Below are 16,603 nucleotides of genomic sequence, written 5' to 3'. Positions count from 1 at the left end.
AAAAATTTAATTTGCATATATGTATTTAACTACGTAGTTTTGTACTTTAAAATTCAAATACTATGAAATTGCAAATACATCCTATAGGAAATTCTTATTCGGAACAGGCTATTGATCTCATTCTTACGATTCAGCAAAAAGAATTTAATGTTCCGCTTACAATCCATGACCAGCCGGATCTTTTTGAGATTGAAAGTTTTTACACCGAAGCCGGAGGAAACTTCTGGGGGGCTTTTATAGACGGAGAGCTGGTAGGAACTATTGCTTTGGTCAAATTTGATGAAAGGGCAGGAGCGATCAGAAAAATGTTTGTGAAAAAAGAATTCCGGGGAAAAGAACTGAATATCGCACAGGAATTGCTGGAAATTTTAATTTCTTTCTGCCGAGAAAACGGAATAGATGATTTATATTTGGGAACCATCACAGTATTGAAAGCCGCTCAGCGGTTTTACGAACGGAACGATTTTGAAAAGATTGAGAAAGAAAAACTTCCGGCTCAATTTCCATTGATGGGTTCCGACGATATTTTTTATCATTTAAATACCACCTTATGAATGTCATTAATGAAGCAGGGATACTTGCTATTTCAACCAGACTGCACCGTCTGAGTGAACAATTAAGAAAAGATGGGGCTATGATCTATAAAGCATTTGGGATAGATTTTGAACTCAAATGGTTTCCGGTCATCTTTACCATATACAAGAAAGAAACAGCAAGTGTGGTTGAAATTGCTAATGAAATTGGGTATACCCATCCTTCCACTATAACTCTGCTTAAAGAACTTGAAAAGCTCAAAATTTTGGAATGGAAAAAAGATATCAGTGATGAGCGTAAAAGGCTCTTTCTGTTAACGGCTAAAGGTATTGAGCTGGTTGAAAAAATGAAACCTGTATGGGAATTGGTCGCCATAGTATTGAGTGAAATCGCAGATAATGAAAATAATCTCCTAAAAGCCATTGATGAAGCTGAAGAAAAAATTGCCAATCAGTCTTTTTACCAGAGAGCAATGCAGATTAAGAATTCAAAATAAAAAACTGACCGGCTGTAGGGGGTATGATTTTATTACTACAGTCATTTTTTCAAGGTCGAGCAAATATTATAAAACCCGCCAGAATTGACGGGTTTTATTGATGTATAATTCGGATAATTCTGTATTAGAATCTGAAAGTGGCTGCAACAGACCAGGTTCTTCCAAATCCAAGGAATCCTGTATTGCCGTCAGCTACGCCCTGATAAACTCTTCCAGCTTCCTGGTATGTTTTCCCGGCATCCGGACCATTGGCAATTTTATCACCTGCAAAAATATTGGAGCTTAGCTCAGAAATATAATACTTATTGAATAAGTTATACACATTAGCTCTTAATGTCAAAGATTTTTTCTGATCGATAATGAATTTATAAGTAGCCCCTACATCAAATAAATGATAGCTTGGTAATTTTACAATCCCTTTTTCTCTTGCTGCTTCAGTAAGGAAGTTGATAGGGTTGAATTGCGCATAAAGCTTGTCATAATATTCCCAGTTAGCATCAATGCTGAAAGCTTTGGTGATATTATAATCAGCCCCGATGCTTGCTGTTGTTTGTGCAGCATCTCCTACCTTCAGATCTTTGATGTTGATGATTCCTGTTGCTCCGGATACTTCCTGGTTGCTCTGAACATCCATGATGTTGAAATTTGCATTTCCTTTGTACTTCCAGTTTCCTAATGATAACATCCCTCTAAGTCTAAGGTTAGAAAGCGGTCTTGCCTTCGCTTCCAATTCAACTCCCTGGTGTACTTGTCCAACATTCAGGGCGTTGTAGAAATAAGCATTTCCAAGTTTTAATTGAGAGAAATTGGCAACATCTGCAGCACCAGCATTGAATGTTCTTGAAATGAATCTGTCATCCCACTGTGTTCTGTAAGCGTTGATATTAACATCTACATAACGGGATTTGAACCCATATCCTAACTCTACAGAGAAGATTCTTTCATTCTTCGCATCATTGTAAATATTCTGGTTTGATGGGAATAAAGCATTAAATAAAGGCTGTCTTGAAATCACTCCTGTATTGAAAAATACGTTATGATGCTGGTCGATATTATAATTGGCACCTCCTTTTACAATATATCCCGTTTTGTGATACCATTTGGTTTCCTGATTTCCGGGAGTGTACAGCATATAGTCTATTCTCTTGTAATACTGTTCGGAAACTGATGCCTGCACAGAGGCGCTTAGCTTTTCTGAACTGTATTCAACCATTCCATACATACCCGCCCATTTTACCAAACCTTCATTGTATATAGATACTTTCTGAGCATTATTCAGCTTGGTAAGAGGTTCCGGTTTTACAGTTTGGTCTACATAAGATCCCTTTGGAGCATTTACCGTATTGGGAATATACAATGCATCAGAACCCAACATATCAGTCACAATATCATAAAGTGCTCCTTTATACGTCTTAAGGTCGATCCCTCCGTTAAAAGTCCAGTTGTTCTTTTTGTAATTAAGATCTGCGATTGCTCCATACCAGTCATGAGAATTAATACTTTGCTTTCTCACAATACCGCTGGTTCCGTTTAAAGTCGATACATACTGTCCGTTATGATCAGCCGGAGAACCTGTAGGAGCCGTAAAGGTTGATTTCTGGAATGAATTTCCATTATAATCGGTTACCAGACCTCCTCTGTTGTAACGGTAAATCATATCCCAGTTGATAGTACCGTCTCCGCCTTGTCCGTAATTCATGAAATTCATGGTTTGTCCGTTAGCGTTTTTGATAGAACCATTAAGTCCGGTACCACCGCCACCACGTCCCCAGGAGCCATAAACAACTGTGGAAAGCTTCAGGGCATCATTAATATTCCAGTCCCAGTTAAGTGACGCAATAGGTTTGTGATAGAAATTAGGAGCTAAATTGAAAGAAGAACCATTTAGCATTCCTGTTTGTGGATTGTATCTTCTTCCGTAAGTTTCAAACTGTTGTAGAGTGGCTACATTCGCCCCGGTGGCAGAAGATCTTCTTGTGTCGTGTACCTGTGGTGCACCCGTCGCAATCAAATTGAATGCATGTTTTTCATTGGGCTTAAATCCTGTAGAGAAAAACCATGAATATCCTTCTCCTTTGGTTCCGTTGATATAACCGTCACCTTGCCAACGGGAAAGTAATACTGTAGTTCCCCATTTATTTTTTAATCCGGAAGAATACATAGCTGATACTCTGGAGTAGTTATCGTTACCTGCTTCCGCCTTTATCATTGCTTTTTGCTCAGAATCGGTAGCTTTGGTTACAATATTTATCGTTCCTCCTACAGACGGCACTACAAATTTAGAAGCTCCAAGCCCTCTCTGAATCTGAATATTGCTCGCAATATCTGCTAACCCCGTCCAGTTAGACCAATATACAGTACCTCCCTGCATATCGTTAACAGGCTGTCCGTTGATGATAACCGCAATGTTGGCACCATCAAAACCCCTCATGTTAATTCTGCTGTCTCCAAATCCACCACCTACTTTGGTGACGTACACGGATGGAGTAGACTTCATAATTTCGGGAAATTCTCTGTTTCCTAATTTTTCCTGAATTTCAGCTGCCTTAATGGTGGAAACTGCAACAGGTGTTTTTCTTTCTTTGGCTGTTTGGGAAAGGTTCCTTCCCACTAACATCACCTCATCAATAGATTTAGATTTTTCTAAAGAATCCTTCGTACTCTGTGCATAATATATGCCGGCCGTTGGTAGTACAAGCGCTATAAGTAGTCGCTTTTTAAAAATAATGCTCATGAAATAAACTAGCGTTTTTGAGTTTAAGGCTGCAAATATGGATATTTATTTTTTAATAGAGTATTAAATCTTTATTACGGGATTTCATAAAGAAGGGAATATGGGGATAATGGCTATTTTTTGTGAGTTAATACAAGTGCTTCACTGATTTCATTTACAGGCTATTAGGGTGTGAATACGCAATTTGTTAAGTGTGGTTGCATTTGTTGTTAAAAATTTTAATCATATGATCTTTAATTTGTGAAAATGATATTTTGTAAAATAATCTGCCATAAAGCGTTTATCTTTATCCGTAAGATAGATCGTTTTTAGAAAAATCAGCTTTCATGCAGGCTGTTTATCCATCTTTTGTATTAGGATTTTATGGTTGATCTTTGTCATGAAAAATTTCTTTTCCGTATCATAAAATTTCCTTTTCGTATCATCCGATGGTAAGCATAATACTATTTTTGAAAGAATATAATCTGTATTACTATTATTATGAAAAACTCGCTGTTATTCTTACTGCCTTTCCTGATCCCGGGTTTATCATTGGCTCAACAATATCATCCGCTAACTGCCCAGGAAGGAGAAAAAAGACTGTTGCCTCAGTTTCAGGTTACGGGTCATATTCCGATTCAGGATATGACATTTGAAGAAGTAAAAAGAGATCGTAAAATTCAGGAAGAAATGGCCTGGCCGGAACTGAAAAACAAAGACAGTATTGAAGTAACACGGTCTAAAATTCCTGGACTGAATGCAAAAGATCCAGAAATTCCGGTAACGATTTATAAACCCAAAAATTCAAAAAAACTGCCCATATTTCTTTGGTTTCATGGTGGTGGTTTTGTATATGGAACCGCAAAATGGGATCATCAGCGATGTGCAGATTATGCATTGAAAGGAAATGCTGTGGTTATCAATATAGAGTACCGTTTCGCTCCGGAAAACCCTTTTCCGGCAGCCCTTCATGATGCGTATGCTTCATTATTATGGGCCTATAAAAATGCTGAAAGTATAGGTGGAAATCCAAACCTGATTGCCGTGGGAGGCTCCAGTGCGGGAGCTGGTATTTCCGGAGGCCTGGCCCAATATACCAGGGATCAGAAAGGTCCTAAAATCAGTTTACAGGTTCTGGAAATTCCGCCGGGGGATTTCAATATGGATTATCCGTCGGTCATTGAATTTAAAAGAATTCGGGGGCTTAAAGGTGACGATTTTCCGGTTTTAAAAGACTTTTACATAGGAAAAAATGGGAATCCACAAGAGAAATATGTGCTGCCCGGAAATACTAAAGATCTTTCCAATCTTCCAGCAACGGTTATTTTTGTTGCAGGAACAGACCCTTTGCGGGATAGTGGATTGGCGTACGCTGACCGGCTGATAAAAGCAGGTATTTTTACAGAATTACACCTCTTTGCAGGTTATGCCCACGGAATGCCACTCCCGGAAAGCATGGAGATCACGCTGAGAATGATGAAGCAGTTTCTTAAGTAATCAGGATAGAAATGAGGAAGGGAAATCTTAATTCCGGACAGTCAGAAAAAACAATATTCCACAGATTGAGATAAAGAAGAAAAATTTTCCTTACTATTGGTGTAAATAACGCAGTATCATCAGAAATATTGAAGGCTATTATATTATCTGACTGCGATTTTCTTATAAGTTAAAATTAAAATAATGCAGTATCCACACAAAGTATCTTTAATTGCCATTTTATTTTCTTCCATTGCGTTTTCCCAGACGTATAAAACTTCTTCAACAGTTTTATCCGGAAAAGAATTCCCGAAAATAGATGCAGAGAGAAAAGCTGAATTTCAGGTGTATTTTCCTGATGCCAAATCTGTAATTTTAGATGGAGGTGATGGAATGAAAAGTATAAAATCCTCTGCTTCCAAAGGTGAAAATGGCTTTTGGAACATCTCTACCAGCCCTATGGAAATAGGTTTTCATTACTACTGGTTTAATGTGGATGGTCAACGTACAAATGATCCTAATACCCAGCTGTATTTTGGATACAGCCAACCGACCAGCGGAATTGAAGTTCCTTCGGGAGAAGATTTTTTCCTGGAGAAAAATGTAAAGCACGGAAAAATTGTTAACGACAGTCTGAGGTCAGAAATAACCCATGGCACACGGAAATTTAAAGTATACCTTCCTCACAATTACGGATCCGAAAAACTTCCCGTTTTATATCTTTACCATGGTACCGGAGAAGATATTACCGGCTGGGAAAAACAAGGCTACATCCTTCACATCCTTGATAATCTTTTTGCAGAAAATAAGGCTAAGAAAATGATAGTGGTCATGGATTATGGCGTAGCCCTGAATCCTGAACAGGAAAAAATGCCGGATAACTATCCCAGAACTGTTCTTTCTTCTAAAAATCTTGACAAAATTGTTATCCAGGAACTGATTCCCTATATTGAAAAAAAATATAAAACCTCTGACAAGAAAGCTATTGCGGGACTTTCCCGTGGCAGTTATCAGGCCATGCTGATTGGGGTTTCCCACCCGGAGGTATTCTCGGCCATCGGGGCATTTAGCCCGGTAATTTATGAAGGAACCGAGGCAGAGCCTTTTAAAGAACTCCCGATCGGAAACTTATTAAAGACTAAGAAAAAACCTTACTTCTTTATAGGAATTGGGGAAAAAGAAGATGTGTTATTTTTTAAATTTAATGAGGTACTAACGACTTTTTTACATCAGAATAATTACCCTTATTTCCAATATAAATCTCCGGAAACCCGTCATGAATGGCTGACCTGGAGAAGATCACTTTATCAGTTCTCACAACATATTTTCAAGTGATAAAACATGATATTTGTCATGTTTTATAATTTTATTAACTTGCATCCAATAAATTACCGTTTTATGGAATTACTCCTTCCTTACCTGGAGCCGGATGGTTTTAAACAGGGTCTGATTCAGGATTACAGATTTTGTGACAAAGATTTCCTGAACTCTACTGTTCTGGAGATGCCTGAGGATTTGGGAAGCGGGAAGCTTATTCTTTTCAGTAAGAGAAATTTTCACTTTTTCCGGGGGAAATGGAACTTTCATGAAGAAACTATTTTCCATTCTCCACATAAAGTAGGAGATAATGGAATGATGGATTTCCGGATCAATAAAGAAGGAAAAATCAGCAGCAATTTCATAAATGATGAAAAAAAGTTCGAGCACAATACTACTGATATTGATGGGGTAAGAATTTTTGTTCCTAAAAATCTTTTTTCAAAAGATAACGGACTGCTGAAGGAGAAGCTGGAAAATGCACAACGCAATTACCTGAGCCAGGAAAAACTGAAAACTATTTTCGATACCCCATTTGATGATGCATCCTGCAGTATTATCCTCGAAAGCAGAATTCTGGAGTTCTTAAGCTACTGGATTCATTATCTTCTTTCTGATGAGAAGACCTTTGAACACAAAAAGGCATTTGAGGACAAAATAAAACTGGCAAAAGATTTTGTGGATACCAATGCATTCCAAACTTTGGCGATCAGGGAAATCAGCAGATATTGTGGACTCAACAGCAGTGATCTTAAAAAAGGATTTAAAGATTATACCCGATTGCCTATTCATCAATACATCATTAAAGCCAGGATGGAAAAAGCACGATCCATGCTGCTGGAAACCGAAAAATCAGTAGGGGAGATCAGTGACTGTATTGGATATAATAATCGTGGGCATTTTTCTCAGCTTTATCTCCGTCATTTCGGAAAACTTCCTTCCGAAGAACGCCAGTAAAACTTAAACACTTTTCTATGGAATGTTGTGAATGTTGTCTATTTCAACGTTTGCAAGAGGTTGTATTTTTATACGCTTTGAAAAAATTTCTTTTTCGTATCACGGAATTTCCTTTTCGTGTCAGCATCTGTTCAGCATATCATTAATTTGGAGTTAAGATTAGTTCATATGAAATATCCTTTAATCAAGGCCCTTTTCATATCAATATTAACTCAATATGAACAAAACTATGCTGAACTTATCAATTTTAGTGGAAGAAAGCGCAAGAAGGAACCCTGAAAAACCTGCCTTAAGCCTTGGAGAAACTACGATCAATTATAGAATTTTCCATGAAAAAGTCTGCCAGGCGGCCAATGCGTTTACAAAAAAGGGAATCGGTTACGGGGACAAAGTTGCTTTGCTCTGTCCTAATATTCCTCAATTCCCGATTATTTTTTTCGCCATATTAAAAACAGGAGCAACGGTTGTACCCTTTAGTATTTTTCTTAAACCTGAAGAGATTGCTTATCAGCTTTCCGACTCAGACAGCACCCTGTTTTTGTGTTTTGCAGGAACTCCGGAAATGCCTGTGGGACAATTTGGAAAAGAAGGCTTTGCTCAAAGCGGATCATGCAGAGATTTTATCAGCATAGGGCATCTGGCTGAAGATATCCTGAATTTTGATGATTTAATTAAAGATGAAGAAACCGATTTTGAATCATATATGACCTCATCGGAAGACACAGCGGTCATTATTTATACTTCAGGGACTACAGGGAGACCCAAAGGAGCAGAACTTTCTCATATTAACCTTTTTACGAATGCAGAAGCCAGTACCACCATAGTTGGGGCGGCTGAATTTGAGGCTCAGCTTGTTGTTTTACCATTATTTCACATCTTTGGCTTGACGGTAATGTTGCTTGCAGGAATCCGGAAATCGCTTCATCTTATCCTGCTTCCAAAATTTTCTGCCCAATCAGTGTATCAGCTGATTACCCGTTTTGATATCAGAATTTTCGCCGGCGTTCCCTCTATGTATTGGGTGCTTCTGAATGAAGAAGATACCGAAGAAAATACCCATAGTATTAAAAAACTGAGAATCTGTATTTCCGGAGGAGCTTCACTTCCTGTAAAAATCATTGACGAATTTGAAACCCGTTTCGAGGTTCCTATTATTGAAGGATATGGAATGTCTGAAGGTTCTCCTGTGGTGACATTCAATCAGATGGCAGTGGGGAGAAAGCCTGGCTCGATTGGAACTCCGATTTGGGGTGTTGAGGTAAAGATCGTGGATGATCAGGGCAATGAACTTCCGGTTGGAGAAAAAGGAGAGTTGGTCTACCGTGGTCCCAATGTGATGAAAGCCTATTACAAAAGACATCAGGAAACTGAAGAAGTTCTGAAAAACGGATGGATGTTTTCCGGAGATATTGCCATAAAGGATGAAGATGGCTTTTTCTTCATTGTTGACCGTAAAAAGGAGGTGATTATCAGAGGCGGCATGAATGTTTATCCCCGTGAAGTGGAGGAAGTGATGATGAGGAATCCTGATATTTCTATGGTTGCCATTATAGGCATCGATGATGAAAAACTGGGTGAAGAAATTAAAGCTTTCGTGGTGAGAACAAAAGAAAGCAAAGCTTCCGAAGAAGATATCAAACTGTGGATAAAAGAAAGAATTGCCAAGTATAAATATCCGAGAATCATAGAATTTATTAATGAACTGCCTTTAAGTGCCACAGGAAAAATACTTAAAAAGAATTTAAAAAACTAACTGAAATGAATTATTTTAAAATTGCAGTACTGTCCATTGTATTAATGGCCACAAGCTGCGCAACACAAAATACAGGGAGCACCAAAACAGCCTCTGTAAGCCAAAAGCAAGAAAAGCTTACTGACATAAAATACGGCACACATGAAAGGAATGTGATGGATGTTTATCTTCCTGCCGACAGAAGCCCTAACACGGCATTTCTTATTAGCATTCACGGTGGAGCCTGGACACAAGGTGACCGAAAAGACGATGTTAAATTGGCCGAATACCTTCTCTCACAGGGAATTGCTGTTGCCAGTGTCAATTATCGGTATGCTAATCTTACAGACACGCATCTTCCGGAACTTCTGGATGACATCGACCATGTTGCCAAATACCTTTCTTCCCATGCCGGGGAATGGAATACCAGAAAAAACGGGTTCTCCATTTCCGGAGGAAGCTCCGGCGCCCATGTTTCTCTGATGTATGCTTATACAAAAAATCCTCAGATCAAAACCATCATAGAGATGTGTGGCCCTGTAGACTTTACAGATATTCAGACGTTACAGTATGTGAAAGCAGCCAATCTTTTGAGTGTTCTGGATAAAATGTCTGGTAACAAAGTAGTCTGGAATCCCGGTGATGCTATCCCGGAAGCTTATGCTAAAACCAGCCCTGTACAATTTGTGAATCAGATTCCCACCATGATTATTCATGGGGATAAAGATGAAGTGGTTCCCATCCAGCAGGCTTATATCCTGGAAAAAGCCCTGAAAGCAAAAGGAGCTCAGTATAAATTGGTTATCGTTCCAGGAGCTGGACATCTTATTACAAAATTACCGAAGGATGAACAGATTGTTTTCACCAACGCGGCGGAATGGCTTAAAAAATATGGTACAAACTAACGATTAAAGTATATGAAGACTCAATTTTCACATAGAAAAATGACGGTAGCTATACTTTTTCTGACGGCCTCTTCTCATATGATAGGGCAGAAAAAAGAAGCTGATACCGCAAAAACAAAAGATATTGATGAAGTGATCATGACCGGGGTTTTTGACAAAAGGACAAGAATGAATGCACCCATTGCGATCTCCGTTCTGAAAAGCGATGTCATTGAGAAGCAGGTTCCCGTGAGTGCTGCAGATCTATTGAAAAACGTTCCCGGAGTATATGTCAATTCGTCATTGGGGGAGATCAGGAATAATGTAAGCTCAAGAGGGATCAGTGCGGGATCTTCAGATGGTACGTTTGCTTATGAATATATATCTATGCAGGAAGATGGCCTGCCGGTAACCAATACTACTTATTATAATTATGGACCAGACTTTTTTCTCAGAGCAGATGCCACGATTTCTCAGATTGATGCCGTAAGGGGAGGTCCCGCTTCTATTACTGCGGCCAATGCACCAGGGGGAATTTTCAATTATATCTCTAAGACGGGTGGAAATAAATTTGGAGGAGAAATCCGGGCTAAGTATGGGGTTCAGGGAGCCGATAATTCCGGGTATCACAGACTTGATGTCAACTTTGGAGGTCCTTTGGGTGATAACTGGTTTTTTAATATTGGTGGATTTTACCGGTATGATTTAGGGGCCAGATATGCAGGATATCCGTTTAATAATGGAGGCCAGGTAAAAGCAAATATTGTAAAAAAATACAGTAAAGGAAGTCTGAAGGTATTTGTAAAGTATCTTGATGATAGAAATGGCTATACCCAATTGGTACCTACAAGAAATTATACAAGTCCCGAACCGGCAGAAGGATTTAGCAGCAGCTCATCCCTGCTGATTCCGAAATTACAGTATAATTCTCCGGATTTTATTCATGGTGGGAATATAGATTATAATTCAGGCCGCCTGGTGAGTAACAAATACCGGTCTGTAGGTTTAAACTGGGACCACAACCTGGGAAATAACTGGAAGTTGTTTTTGGCTAGTAAGTATTCTGATAATGAGGTAGCACAGAACAGTGTAGGAAATTCTTTTCTTACATCGCTGGATGATATGACCTCTTATTTTTTGGTTGGCGGACTGGGAGTGGGGACTTATTCCTTTAAGGATGCCCTCACAGGACAGGAACTTGCCAGTGTGAATTCTACACTGGGGGCCGGAGGATTACCTGTTTATCAGATCACGAAGAATCAATTGCCGGGTCAGTCTATTCAGAATAATTCATTTGTCATGTCAGCGCTTAATTTTTATGAAAATAAAGTAAAGGAATCCATGAACCAGCTGACCATCAATAAAAAATGGAATACTATGAATTTTTCATTTGGCGGTTATTATGGGTACTCGGATGTATGGCGTTTCTCCGGAATCAATGGGATAGGACTTACCACCTTAGAGAACCGGCCAAGAATGATGACTTTAAGTTTAACGGGAGTTACTACTTTAGATTTTACAAAACCCGGTGTTTATCAGCTGACGAATAATGACGGTTTTGCACAGGCGGCCGGCAGTACAGGAGATTTACTGGAGTTTAAAGCTAAACAGCAGCAGGGTGCCGTATTTTTCGGACATACCTGGGATATTACAGATCACCTGACGTTGGATTGGGGAATACGGTACGAAAAGGTATGGATCAAGGGAGATAATACCCGAACCTATCTGTTTTCAGATAAAAACGGAGGTACGGATGGCAATATTTATACCTTATACAATAACAACGCTCTTTCAAAACTTACCAACGTTGCCTACAGCAGACAGCTGGAAAACTTTTCCTATTCTGCAGCGCTGAACTATAAATTCAATAATAATGTTGCCGTATATGCCAGATATTCTAAAGGCAGTAAGTCTCCGGATCTCGACATGTTTTTTGCGGCCAACAGACCGGAAACCATAGGGTTACTTGATCCGCAATCGAGAAAAACACAACAGGTGGAAATGGGATTTAAAACTAAAACAGCCTATTTTGATGCTTTTGTAACTCCATTTTACAGTTTACTGAGTAATGTACCTTACAGCTTTATGGCAGATGACGGAAAAGGTGGGTTCTACACAACGCCTTCCTTATATAATAAAAATGAAACCTATGGAATAGAGCTGGAAACCAATATCAGACCGTCCGATAATTTCAGTATCAGGGCTGTGCTTACCTTACAGGATCCAAAAGTGAAAGAAGGGTATCTATGGAATTTAGGAAGTGCACCCGGCCCATCAGATGATACTGTAATTTCATATTCGGGAACTACTATTGCGTATACCCCAAAAATTATGGCCAATATAACTCCTAATTTGAAAATTGGTAAAGCATTTGGATTTGTAACCTGGAGTTATATGGGAAAAAGAGAGGGGAGTAATACCAATATCTATAAATTGCCGGGGTTTTCACAATTTGATCTGGGAATAGGATATAATTTAAATGAGCATCTCAGTATGCTGGTCAATGTGAACAATCTATTTAACAAATATGGTGTGATGAGTTACCAGCGACCGGGAACTCTTCAGCAGCAGCTTGCCGGGTTTGAAAATTTCACTCAGGCAGAGTATGCTTCTGCAGTCGCCAACGATACGCCTTATTTCACGATTGCAATTCCTCCGACTTCAGGATATCTTACCGTAACGTATAAATTTTAATATAATGAAAAAGTCTTTAAATATATTTTTTGCGATTTTGTTCTTCATCATTTTGGTGGTGTTGGTGATCCCCATGATTTCGGTGTATCTGAAAGCTCCCATGCTTTTAAGCGGGTATAGCAGTTCGTTCACCATGCAGTTCAACTCACAGTTTGTTATTTTGAGCCTGGTACTCCTATGCATCTGTTTTCTTTTTTATAGATATGGAAAATACTGGCGTAACTTATTGAAAACTAATTTAATTCTTTCGGTATTGTTTTGTATTGCCCAGATTTACTTTACTGTAGTTATGTTTTCTACCGCTAAAAAATACAATACCCAGGTTTCATTTTCTCAGGGGTTGAAAAGTTCTGAAGAGCCGGTAAAACCTACGGAAACGTATTCTTATCTTACTATTTATAACGAAGAACAGCATATAGATGTTTTCCGCCCGGAAACAAAATCTTCAGGACCTACCATCCCGGTTATTCTTGTTCATGGCGGTGCTTTTATCGAGGGGAACAGAACTCAGGTCGGGTATGCTGCCAATTGGTTTAAAGATCATGGATATACCGTTTTCTCTATCGATTATCCTTTAGGAAAGGAAGATCGGCACAATTGGCAATCTGCTGTTAATTCAGTCGTGACTTCAATGGGATTTGTTGTGAAAAATTCAAAAAAATTCAATATTGATCCGAACAAAATAGTTTTGGTAGGCGGTTCTGCGGGAGCAGCACTGGTAATGCAGGCAGATTTAGGGCTAAGGAAAGGTTTTGCCCAATCTTATGACTCACCTCAGCCTCCGGCTCCGGCGGCCGTTATTGCTATTTATCCACCTGTCAGCCTATCCGAACTCTGGCAAAAAATAGATGAGAAAAAGAATATCGACCTGAAACATGCCGCCAGAAAATATCTGGGAGGATCTCCCACCGAATTCCCACAGCGTTATGCCCAGCTGAATTTAATAGACCAGCTTTCTGAAGGGATTTCCCCAACATTTATTATTGCCGGTGAGATCGATCATGTCGTCAATGTAGAAGCGACCAGAAAATTTGTAAAAAAAACGGAAGAGCTGAAGCTTCCTGTTTCTTATGTGGAGATTCCTTATGGTGAACACGTTTTTGACGCAAACTCCAATGCTATTGCCGGACAGATTGAATGGAATAAAATAGGGGAGTTTTTAAAGAAAAATCATCTGGAAAACTGATGAGATCAGGTTGTTCCACTCCTTTTTTCTAGAATTTTCTTAGGATATCAGAAAATAATAGACATTTAGAAATTGATGACTTCCATATAATGATAAAAAATCCTGTAATTATTGAAAATTACAGGATTTTATAGTTTTAAAAGGATTGTTGATGAGGTTTTAATCATCTCCTTAGTGGAGAATACGGGATTCGAACCTGCGACCTTTTGACTGCCAGTCAAACACGCCAATCAGATTATTTTGTTTGGGAACAATTTTTTTCTCTCTCATCATCTGTGATACTATGATGGATTGGCGAGATTGACTGAATTAAGATATGATGCAGTTAGTTGGCAATTTTATAACCATACAGTGAGCTGACTACTACCTGATATACAGTTCCACTGCTTACTGCTGCTGCAGAAGCTAAACTTACTGTTTCTCCTGCATTTAAATAGGTAATACATGAAACATTGGTACCTACGAGTGTGCCGGGGCTGGGCTGGTAGGACTGTACTAATATATTATTGGGAGTCGTATTGTAATTTTTTATAAGGTATAAAATTGCCCAGGCAAAAGCCGAATTCCCCGGAAGGGAGCCATTATCAAATTGAGTTGAACCATAGAACATGTAGTATCCCTTTGTAGGTGCGGTGAATCTGCCGTTTGATGTGTTTAGTACACCTGCTGTGTTAATTACAGTACCCTGTGGATAATTAAGTTCTGAAACAATATAAGGCCCGGTACTGGCAGGCAGTGATTGCCTCGTGGTCGTACTTATTGCAGAGAAAGGATAGGTAGTTTCTGCCGCAGGCAAACTATCCGAACTTGATAATAAAATAAGTTCCCAGGTTGTTCCCGCGGTTGTTCCCTTGCTTATGAAAAATGCATAATAACCTGGGGGAATATTAATAGAAGATACGCCTGCGCCACTTTGATTATCGATTAATTCTGATCCGTCTGCCGTTACAGAGAGCTGTCCTGTTCCTGTATTTTTGAAGTGATATATTCTTCCAATAAAATTTCCGGATCCGCTTGCTGCAGCAGGCAGAGCTAAAGTACCGTTGCTGTTACCGCTGTAAGCTATATAATAATCATTGGCATCAACAGGACCGCTTGTTGCTGTGGTTTTGTAGGCTGCCGCAAATGATCCATTGACGGTTAGTTTGCTGCCTGGACTAATCGTATTTATACCTATATTTCCTGTTTGAGAATGCATAAAAGCACCATTTAAAACTACCAATAATGGCAGGAATAACATTTTTTTTCTCATATTTAATAAGATTGATGAACTAGGGTAAAAAAAATTACTTGTTTTTAATAATCGGCAAGGGGATGCAGAGAGGGCTGTTTAATGAACTGTCGGAGGAATGAGGGATTTGGAGCAGTTCAGTTTTCAAATTTATGTATTTAGAATCATGTTGTATGGTTTTCCTTAATTTTGAAATTTTACAAAATCAAGGTAGAAAACTGGATTACCTGCATTAAAACTACTTGGAATTACACCGTTGGTTTTAACTGCTAGAACAGTATAGGCACCGGGAGTGGAAAAATATAACACACGGTTTTGATCTCTTGGAGCCATAAAAACGGGCGTATTAGAAGTACAGTAGCTTTTCCAGACATCCCCGATCCCGTTGATGTAGAATGTATAGTCATTACAGTCAGAATTTATTGCAATACCACTACGGAAAAAATACCATCCTCTGGCTGGAATAGCCACTGAAATTCCTGTTGCCAAGTTTCCTCCACCCGTAGATCCGGTAAAAGGATTAACCAATGTTCCCGTATAAGACGTCCAGTTATTGGCAAATGCAGTGGTAACTGTAGATGACCAGGTGGCTAAACCGTTGGCATCACTGGTCAGTACATAACCCAGCTGCTGGGTGCCGTCTTTAATCTGCAATGCACCGTTAGTAGTACCGTTGTCTATAACGATTTTAGAATTGGCTGCTCCTGTAGGAACAGTATTGGTCCCTATCAAAACCTTTCCGGTTCCGTTGATACTCAGGTTGTTTCCTGCAGTAGCAATATCTGTTGGCTGGGATAGACTACCTCCTAATTTAACATCAGTACCTGACATGGTGAGACCGTTACTGGCAGTGTAATTATTTGTCGAAGAGCTCATGGATACAATTTCCCAGGTAGAATTAGCACCAGTAATTCCTGTATTGATCAGCTGAGCACTTTGGTTTGCAGGGACTAAAATGCTGGTATTTCCATTGATTGTTTCCGGTACTGCAGGATTTACTGTGATGGTGAAATTTGTATTATTCTTAATGGTGTACATTCGTCCCTTGAAATTTCCCGGTCCGCTGATGGCAGCCGGAAGATTGAATACTGCATTAGCGGTACCATTATAGGAAACATGAAAATCGGCTGAATTCAAATTGTATGATGTTGTATTTATTGCGGTATAATTAGCCGCTACAGATCCATTAATGTCTATTGTAGATCCTGGGTTTGGGGTATTTATTCCTATATTTCCTGCCTGCGAAAAAACAATGGAGGAGGTTAATAGCCCTAATAATTGTCCTAGTCTGGTAATTTTTTTTAGCATTTTATTTTAATTTTAGAATCCTAACTTTCTGAATATAAATTATGTAAAGCATAGTATATTAACAGTACTTTACTC

At 39.0% G+C, this 16,603-nt stretch carries 12 protein-coding genes; 9 read left to right on the top strand and 3 right to left on the bottom strand.

Features of this window, described 5'->3' with window-relative positions; genetic code table 11:
- The first annotated feature begins 62 nt into the window (after positions 1–62).
- Positions 63–554, top strand: a complete 492-nt coding sequence (locus tag DRF57_RS13725; RefSeq protein ID WP_084084427.1) for a GNAT family N-acetyltransferase — start codon at positions 63–65, stop codon at positions 552–554.
- Positions 551–1,030 carry a MarR family winged helix-turn-helix transcriptional regulator gene (locus tag DRF57_RS13720; protein WP_047493004.1) on the top strand — a complete coding sequence of 160 codons (480 nt, stop codon included), beginning with the start codon at positions 551–553 and terminating at the stop codon, positions 1,028–1,030. Before DRF57_RS13725 ends, DRF57_RS13720 begins: the two co-directional genes overlap by 4 nt.
- Positions 1,031–1,154: 124 nt before the next feature.
- On the opposite strand, the gene DRF57_RS13715 is transcribed toward DRF57_RS13720, so the two are convergent.
- Positions 1,155–3,764, bottom strand: a complete 2,610-nt coding sequence (locus DRF57_RS13715) for a TonB-dependent receptor (RefSeq protein WP_115919109.1) — start codon at positions 3,762–3,764, stop codon at positions 1,155–1,157.
- A gap of 480 nt (positions 3,765–4,244) precedes the next feature.
- Between DRF57_RS13715 and DRF57_RS13710 the strand changes: the two genes are divergently transcribed.
- The 7 genes from DRF57_RS13710 to DRF57_RS13680 all read left to right on the top strand — a co-directional run bounded on the left by DRF57_RS13710 (position 4,245) and on the right by DRF57_RS13680 (position 13,989).
- On the top strand, positions 4,245–5,240 hold the full coding sequence (locus DRF57_RS13710) for an alpha/beta hydrolase (RefSeq protein ID WP_115919107.1): 996 nt from the start codon (positions 4,245–4,247) through the stop codon (positions 5,238–5,240).
- 183 nt (positions 5,241–5,423) lie between these two features.
- The gene (locus tag DRF57_RS13705; RefSeq protein WP_115919105.1) at positions 5,424–6,554 is read left to right on the top strand and encodes an alpha/beta hydrolase-fold protein; all 1,131 of its coding nucleotides are present in this window, start codon (positions 5,424–5,426) and stop codon (positions 6,552–6,554) included.
- Positions 6,555–6,617: 63 nt separating this feature from the next.
- Positions 6,618–7,493: a helix-turn-helix transcriptional regulator gene (locus DRF57_RS13700; protein ID WP_157969894.1), complete on the top strand. Its 876-nt coding sequence runs from the start codon at positions 6,618–6,620 to the stop codon at positions 7,491–7,493.
- A 229-nt stretch (positions 7,494–7,722) separates the two neighbouring features.
- Positions 7,723–9,246, top strand: coding sequence for a long-chain-fatty-acid--CoA ligase (locus tag DRF57_RS13695; protein WP_115919141.1), 1,524 nt, complete (start codon positions 7,723–7,725; stop codon positions 9,244–9,246).
- Positions 9,247–9,251: 5 nt separating this feature from the next.
- Positions 9,252–10,130 (top strand): alpha/beta hydrolase, encoded by an 879-nt coding sequence (locus DRF57_RS13690; protein ID WP_115919103.1) that lies wholly within the window; start codon positions 9,252–9,254, stop codon positions 10,128–10,130.
- Between the two features lie 12 nt (positions 10,131–10,142).
- Complete coding sequence (locus DRF57_RS13685; RefSeq protein WP_115919101.1) at positions 10,143–12,803, top strand: TonB-dependent receptor domain-containing protein; 2,661 nt, start codon at positions 10,143–10,145, stop codon at positions 12,801–12,803.
- A gap of 4 nt (positions 12,804–12,807) precedes the next feature.
- Positions 12,808–13,989 carry an alpha/beta hydrolase gene (locus DRF57_RS13680; RefSeq protein ID WP_115919099.1) on the top strand — a complete coding sequence of 394 codons (1,182 nt, stop codon included), beginning with the start codon at positions 12,808–12,810 and terminating at the stop codon, positions 13,987–13,989.
- Positions 13,990–14,314: 325 nt separating this feature from the next.
- Here DRF57_RS13680 and DRF57_RS13675 read toward each other — a convergent pair whose 3' ends face one another.
- Positions 14,315–15,241, bottom strand: coding sequence for a hypothetical protein (locus tag DRF57_RS13675; RefSeq protein WP_047492982.1), 927 nt, complete (start codon positions 15,239–15,241; stop codon positions 14,315–14,317).
- A gap of 162 nt (positions 15,242–15,403) precedes the next feature.
- Positions 15,404–16,528 carry a hypothetical protein gene (locus tag DRF57_RS13670; RefSeq protein WP_115919097.1) on the bottom strand — a complete coding sequence of 375 codons (1,125 nt, stop codon included), beginning with the start codon at positions 16,526–16,528 and terminating at the stop codon, positions 15,404–15,406.
- Positions 16,529–16,603: the final 75 nt, after the last annotated feature.

The sequence above is a fragment of the Chryseobacterium rhizosphaerae genome (genome assembly GCF_003385455.1).
Taxonomy (GTDB): Bacteria; Bacteroidota; Bacteroidia; order Flavobacteriales; family Weeksellaceae; genus Chryseobacterium; species Chryseobacterium rhizosphaerae.
This window is presented reverse-complemented; position numbering and strand designations above follow the sequence as displayed.

Excerpts from the sequence above, each read along its gene's own strand:
- DRF57_RS13725 (WP_084084427.1), top strand. The coding sequence starts at position 63 with ATGAAATTGCAAATACATCCTATAGGAAATTCTTATTCGGAACAGGCT.
- DRF57_RS13720 (WP_047493004.1), top strand. The coding sequence starts at position 551 with ATGAATGTCATTAATGAAGCAGGGATACTTGCTATTTCAACCAGACTG.
- DRF57_RS13715 (WP_115919109.1), bottom strand. The coding sequence starts at position 3,764 with ATGAGCATTATTTTTAAAAAGCGACTACTTATAGCGCTTGTACTACCA.
- DRF57_RS13710 (WP_115919107.1), top strand. The coding sequence starts at position 4,245 with ATGAAAAACTCGCTGTTATTCTTACTGCCTTTCCTGATCCCGGGTTTA.
- DRF57_RS13705 (WP_115919105.1), top strand. The coding sequence starts at position 5,424 with ATGCAGTATCCACACAAAGTATCTTTAATTGCCATTTTATTTTCTTCC.
- DRF57_RS13700 (WP_157969894.1), top strand. The coding sequence starts at position 6,618 with ATGGAATTACTCCTTCCTTACCTGGAGCCGGATGGTTTTAAACAGGGT.
- DRF57_RS13695 (WP_115919141.1), top strand. The coding sequence starts at position 7,723 with ATGCTGAACTTATCAATTTTAGTGGAAGAAAGCGCAAGAAGGAACCCT.
- DRF57_RS13690 (WP_115919103.1), top strand. The coding sequence starts at position 9,252 with ATGAATTATTTTAAAATTGCAGTACTGTCCATTGTATTAATGGCCACA.
- DRF57_RS13685 (WP_115919101.1), top strand. The coding sequence starts at position 10,143 with ATGAAGACTCAATTTTCACATAGAAAAATGACGGTAGCTATACTTTTT.
- DRF57_RS13680 (WP_115919099.1), top strand. The coding sequence starts at position 12,808 with ATGAAAAAGTCTTTAAATATATTTTTTGCGATTTTGTTCTTCATCATT.
- DRF57_RS13675 (WP_047492982.1), bottom strand. The coding sequence starts at position 15,241 with ATGAGAAAAAAAATGTTATTCCTGCCATTATTGGTAGTTTTAAATGGT.
- DRF57_RS13670 (WP_115919097.1), bottom strand. The coding sequence starts at position 16,528 with ATGCTAAAAAAAATTACCAGACTAGGACAATTATTAGGGCTATTAACC.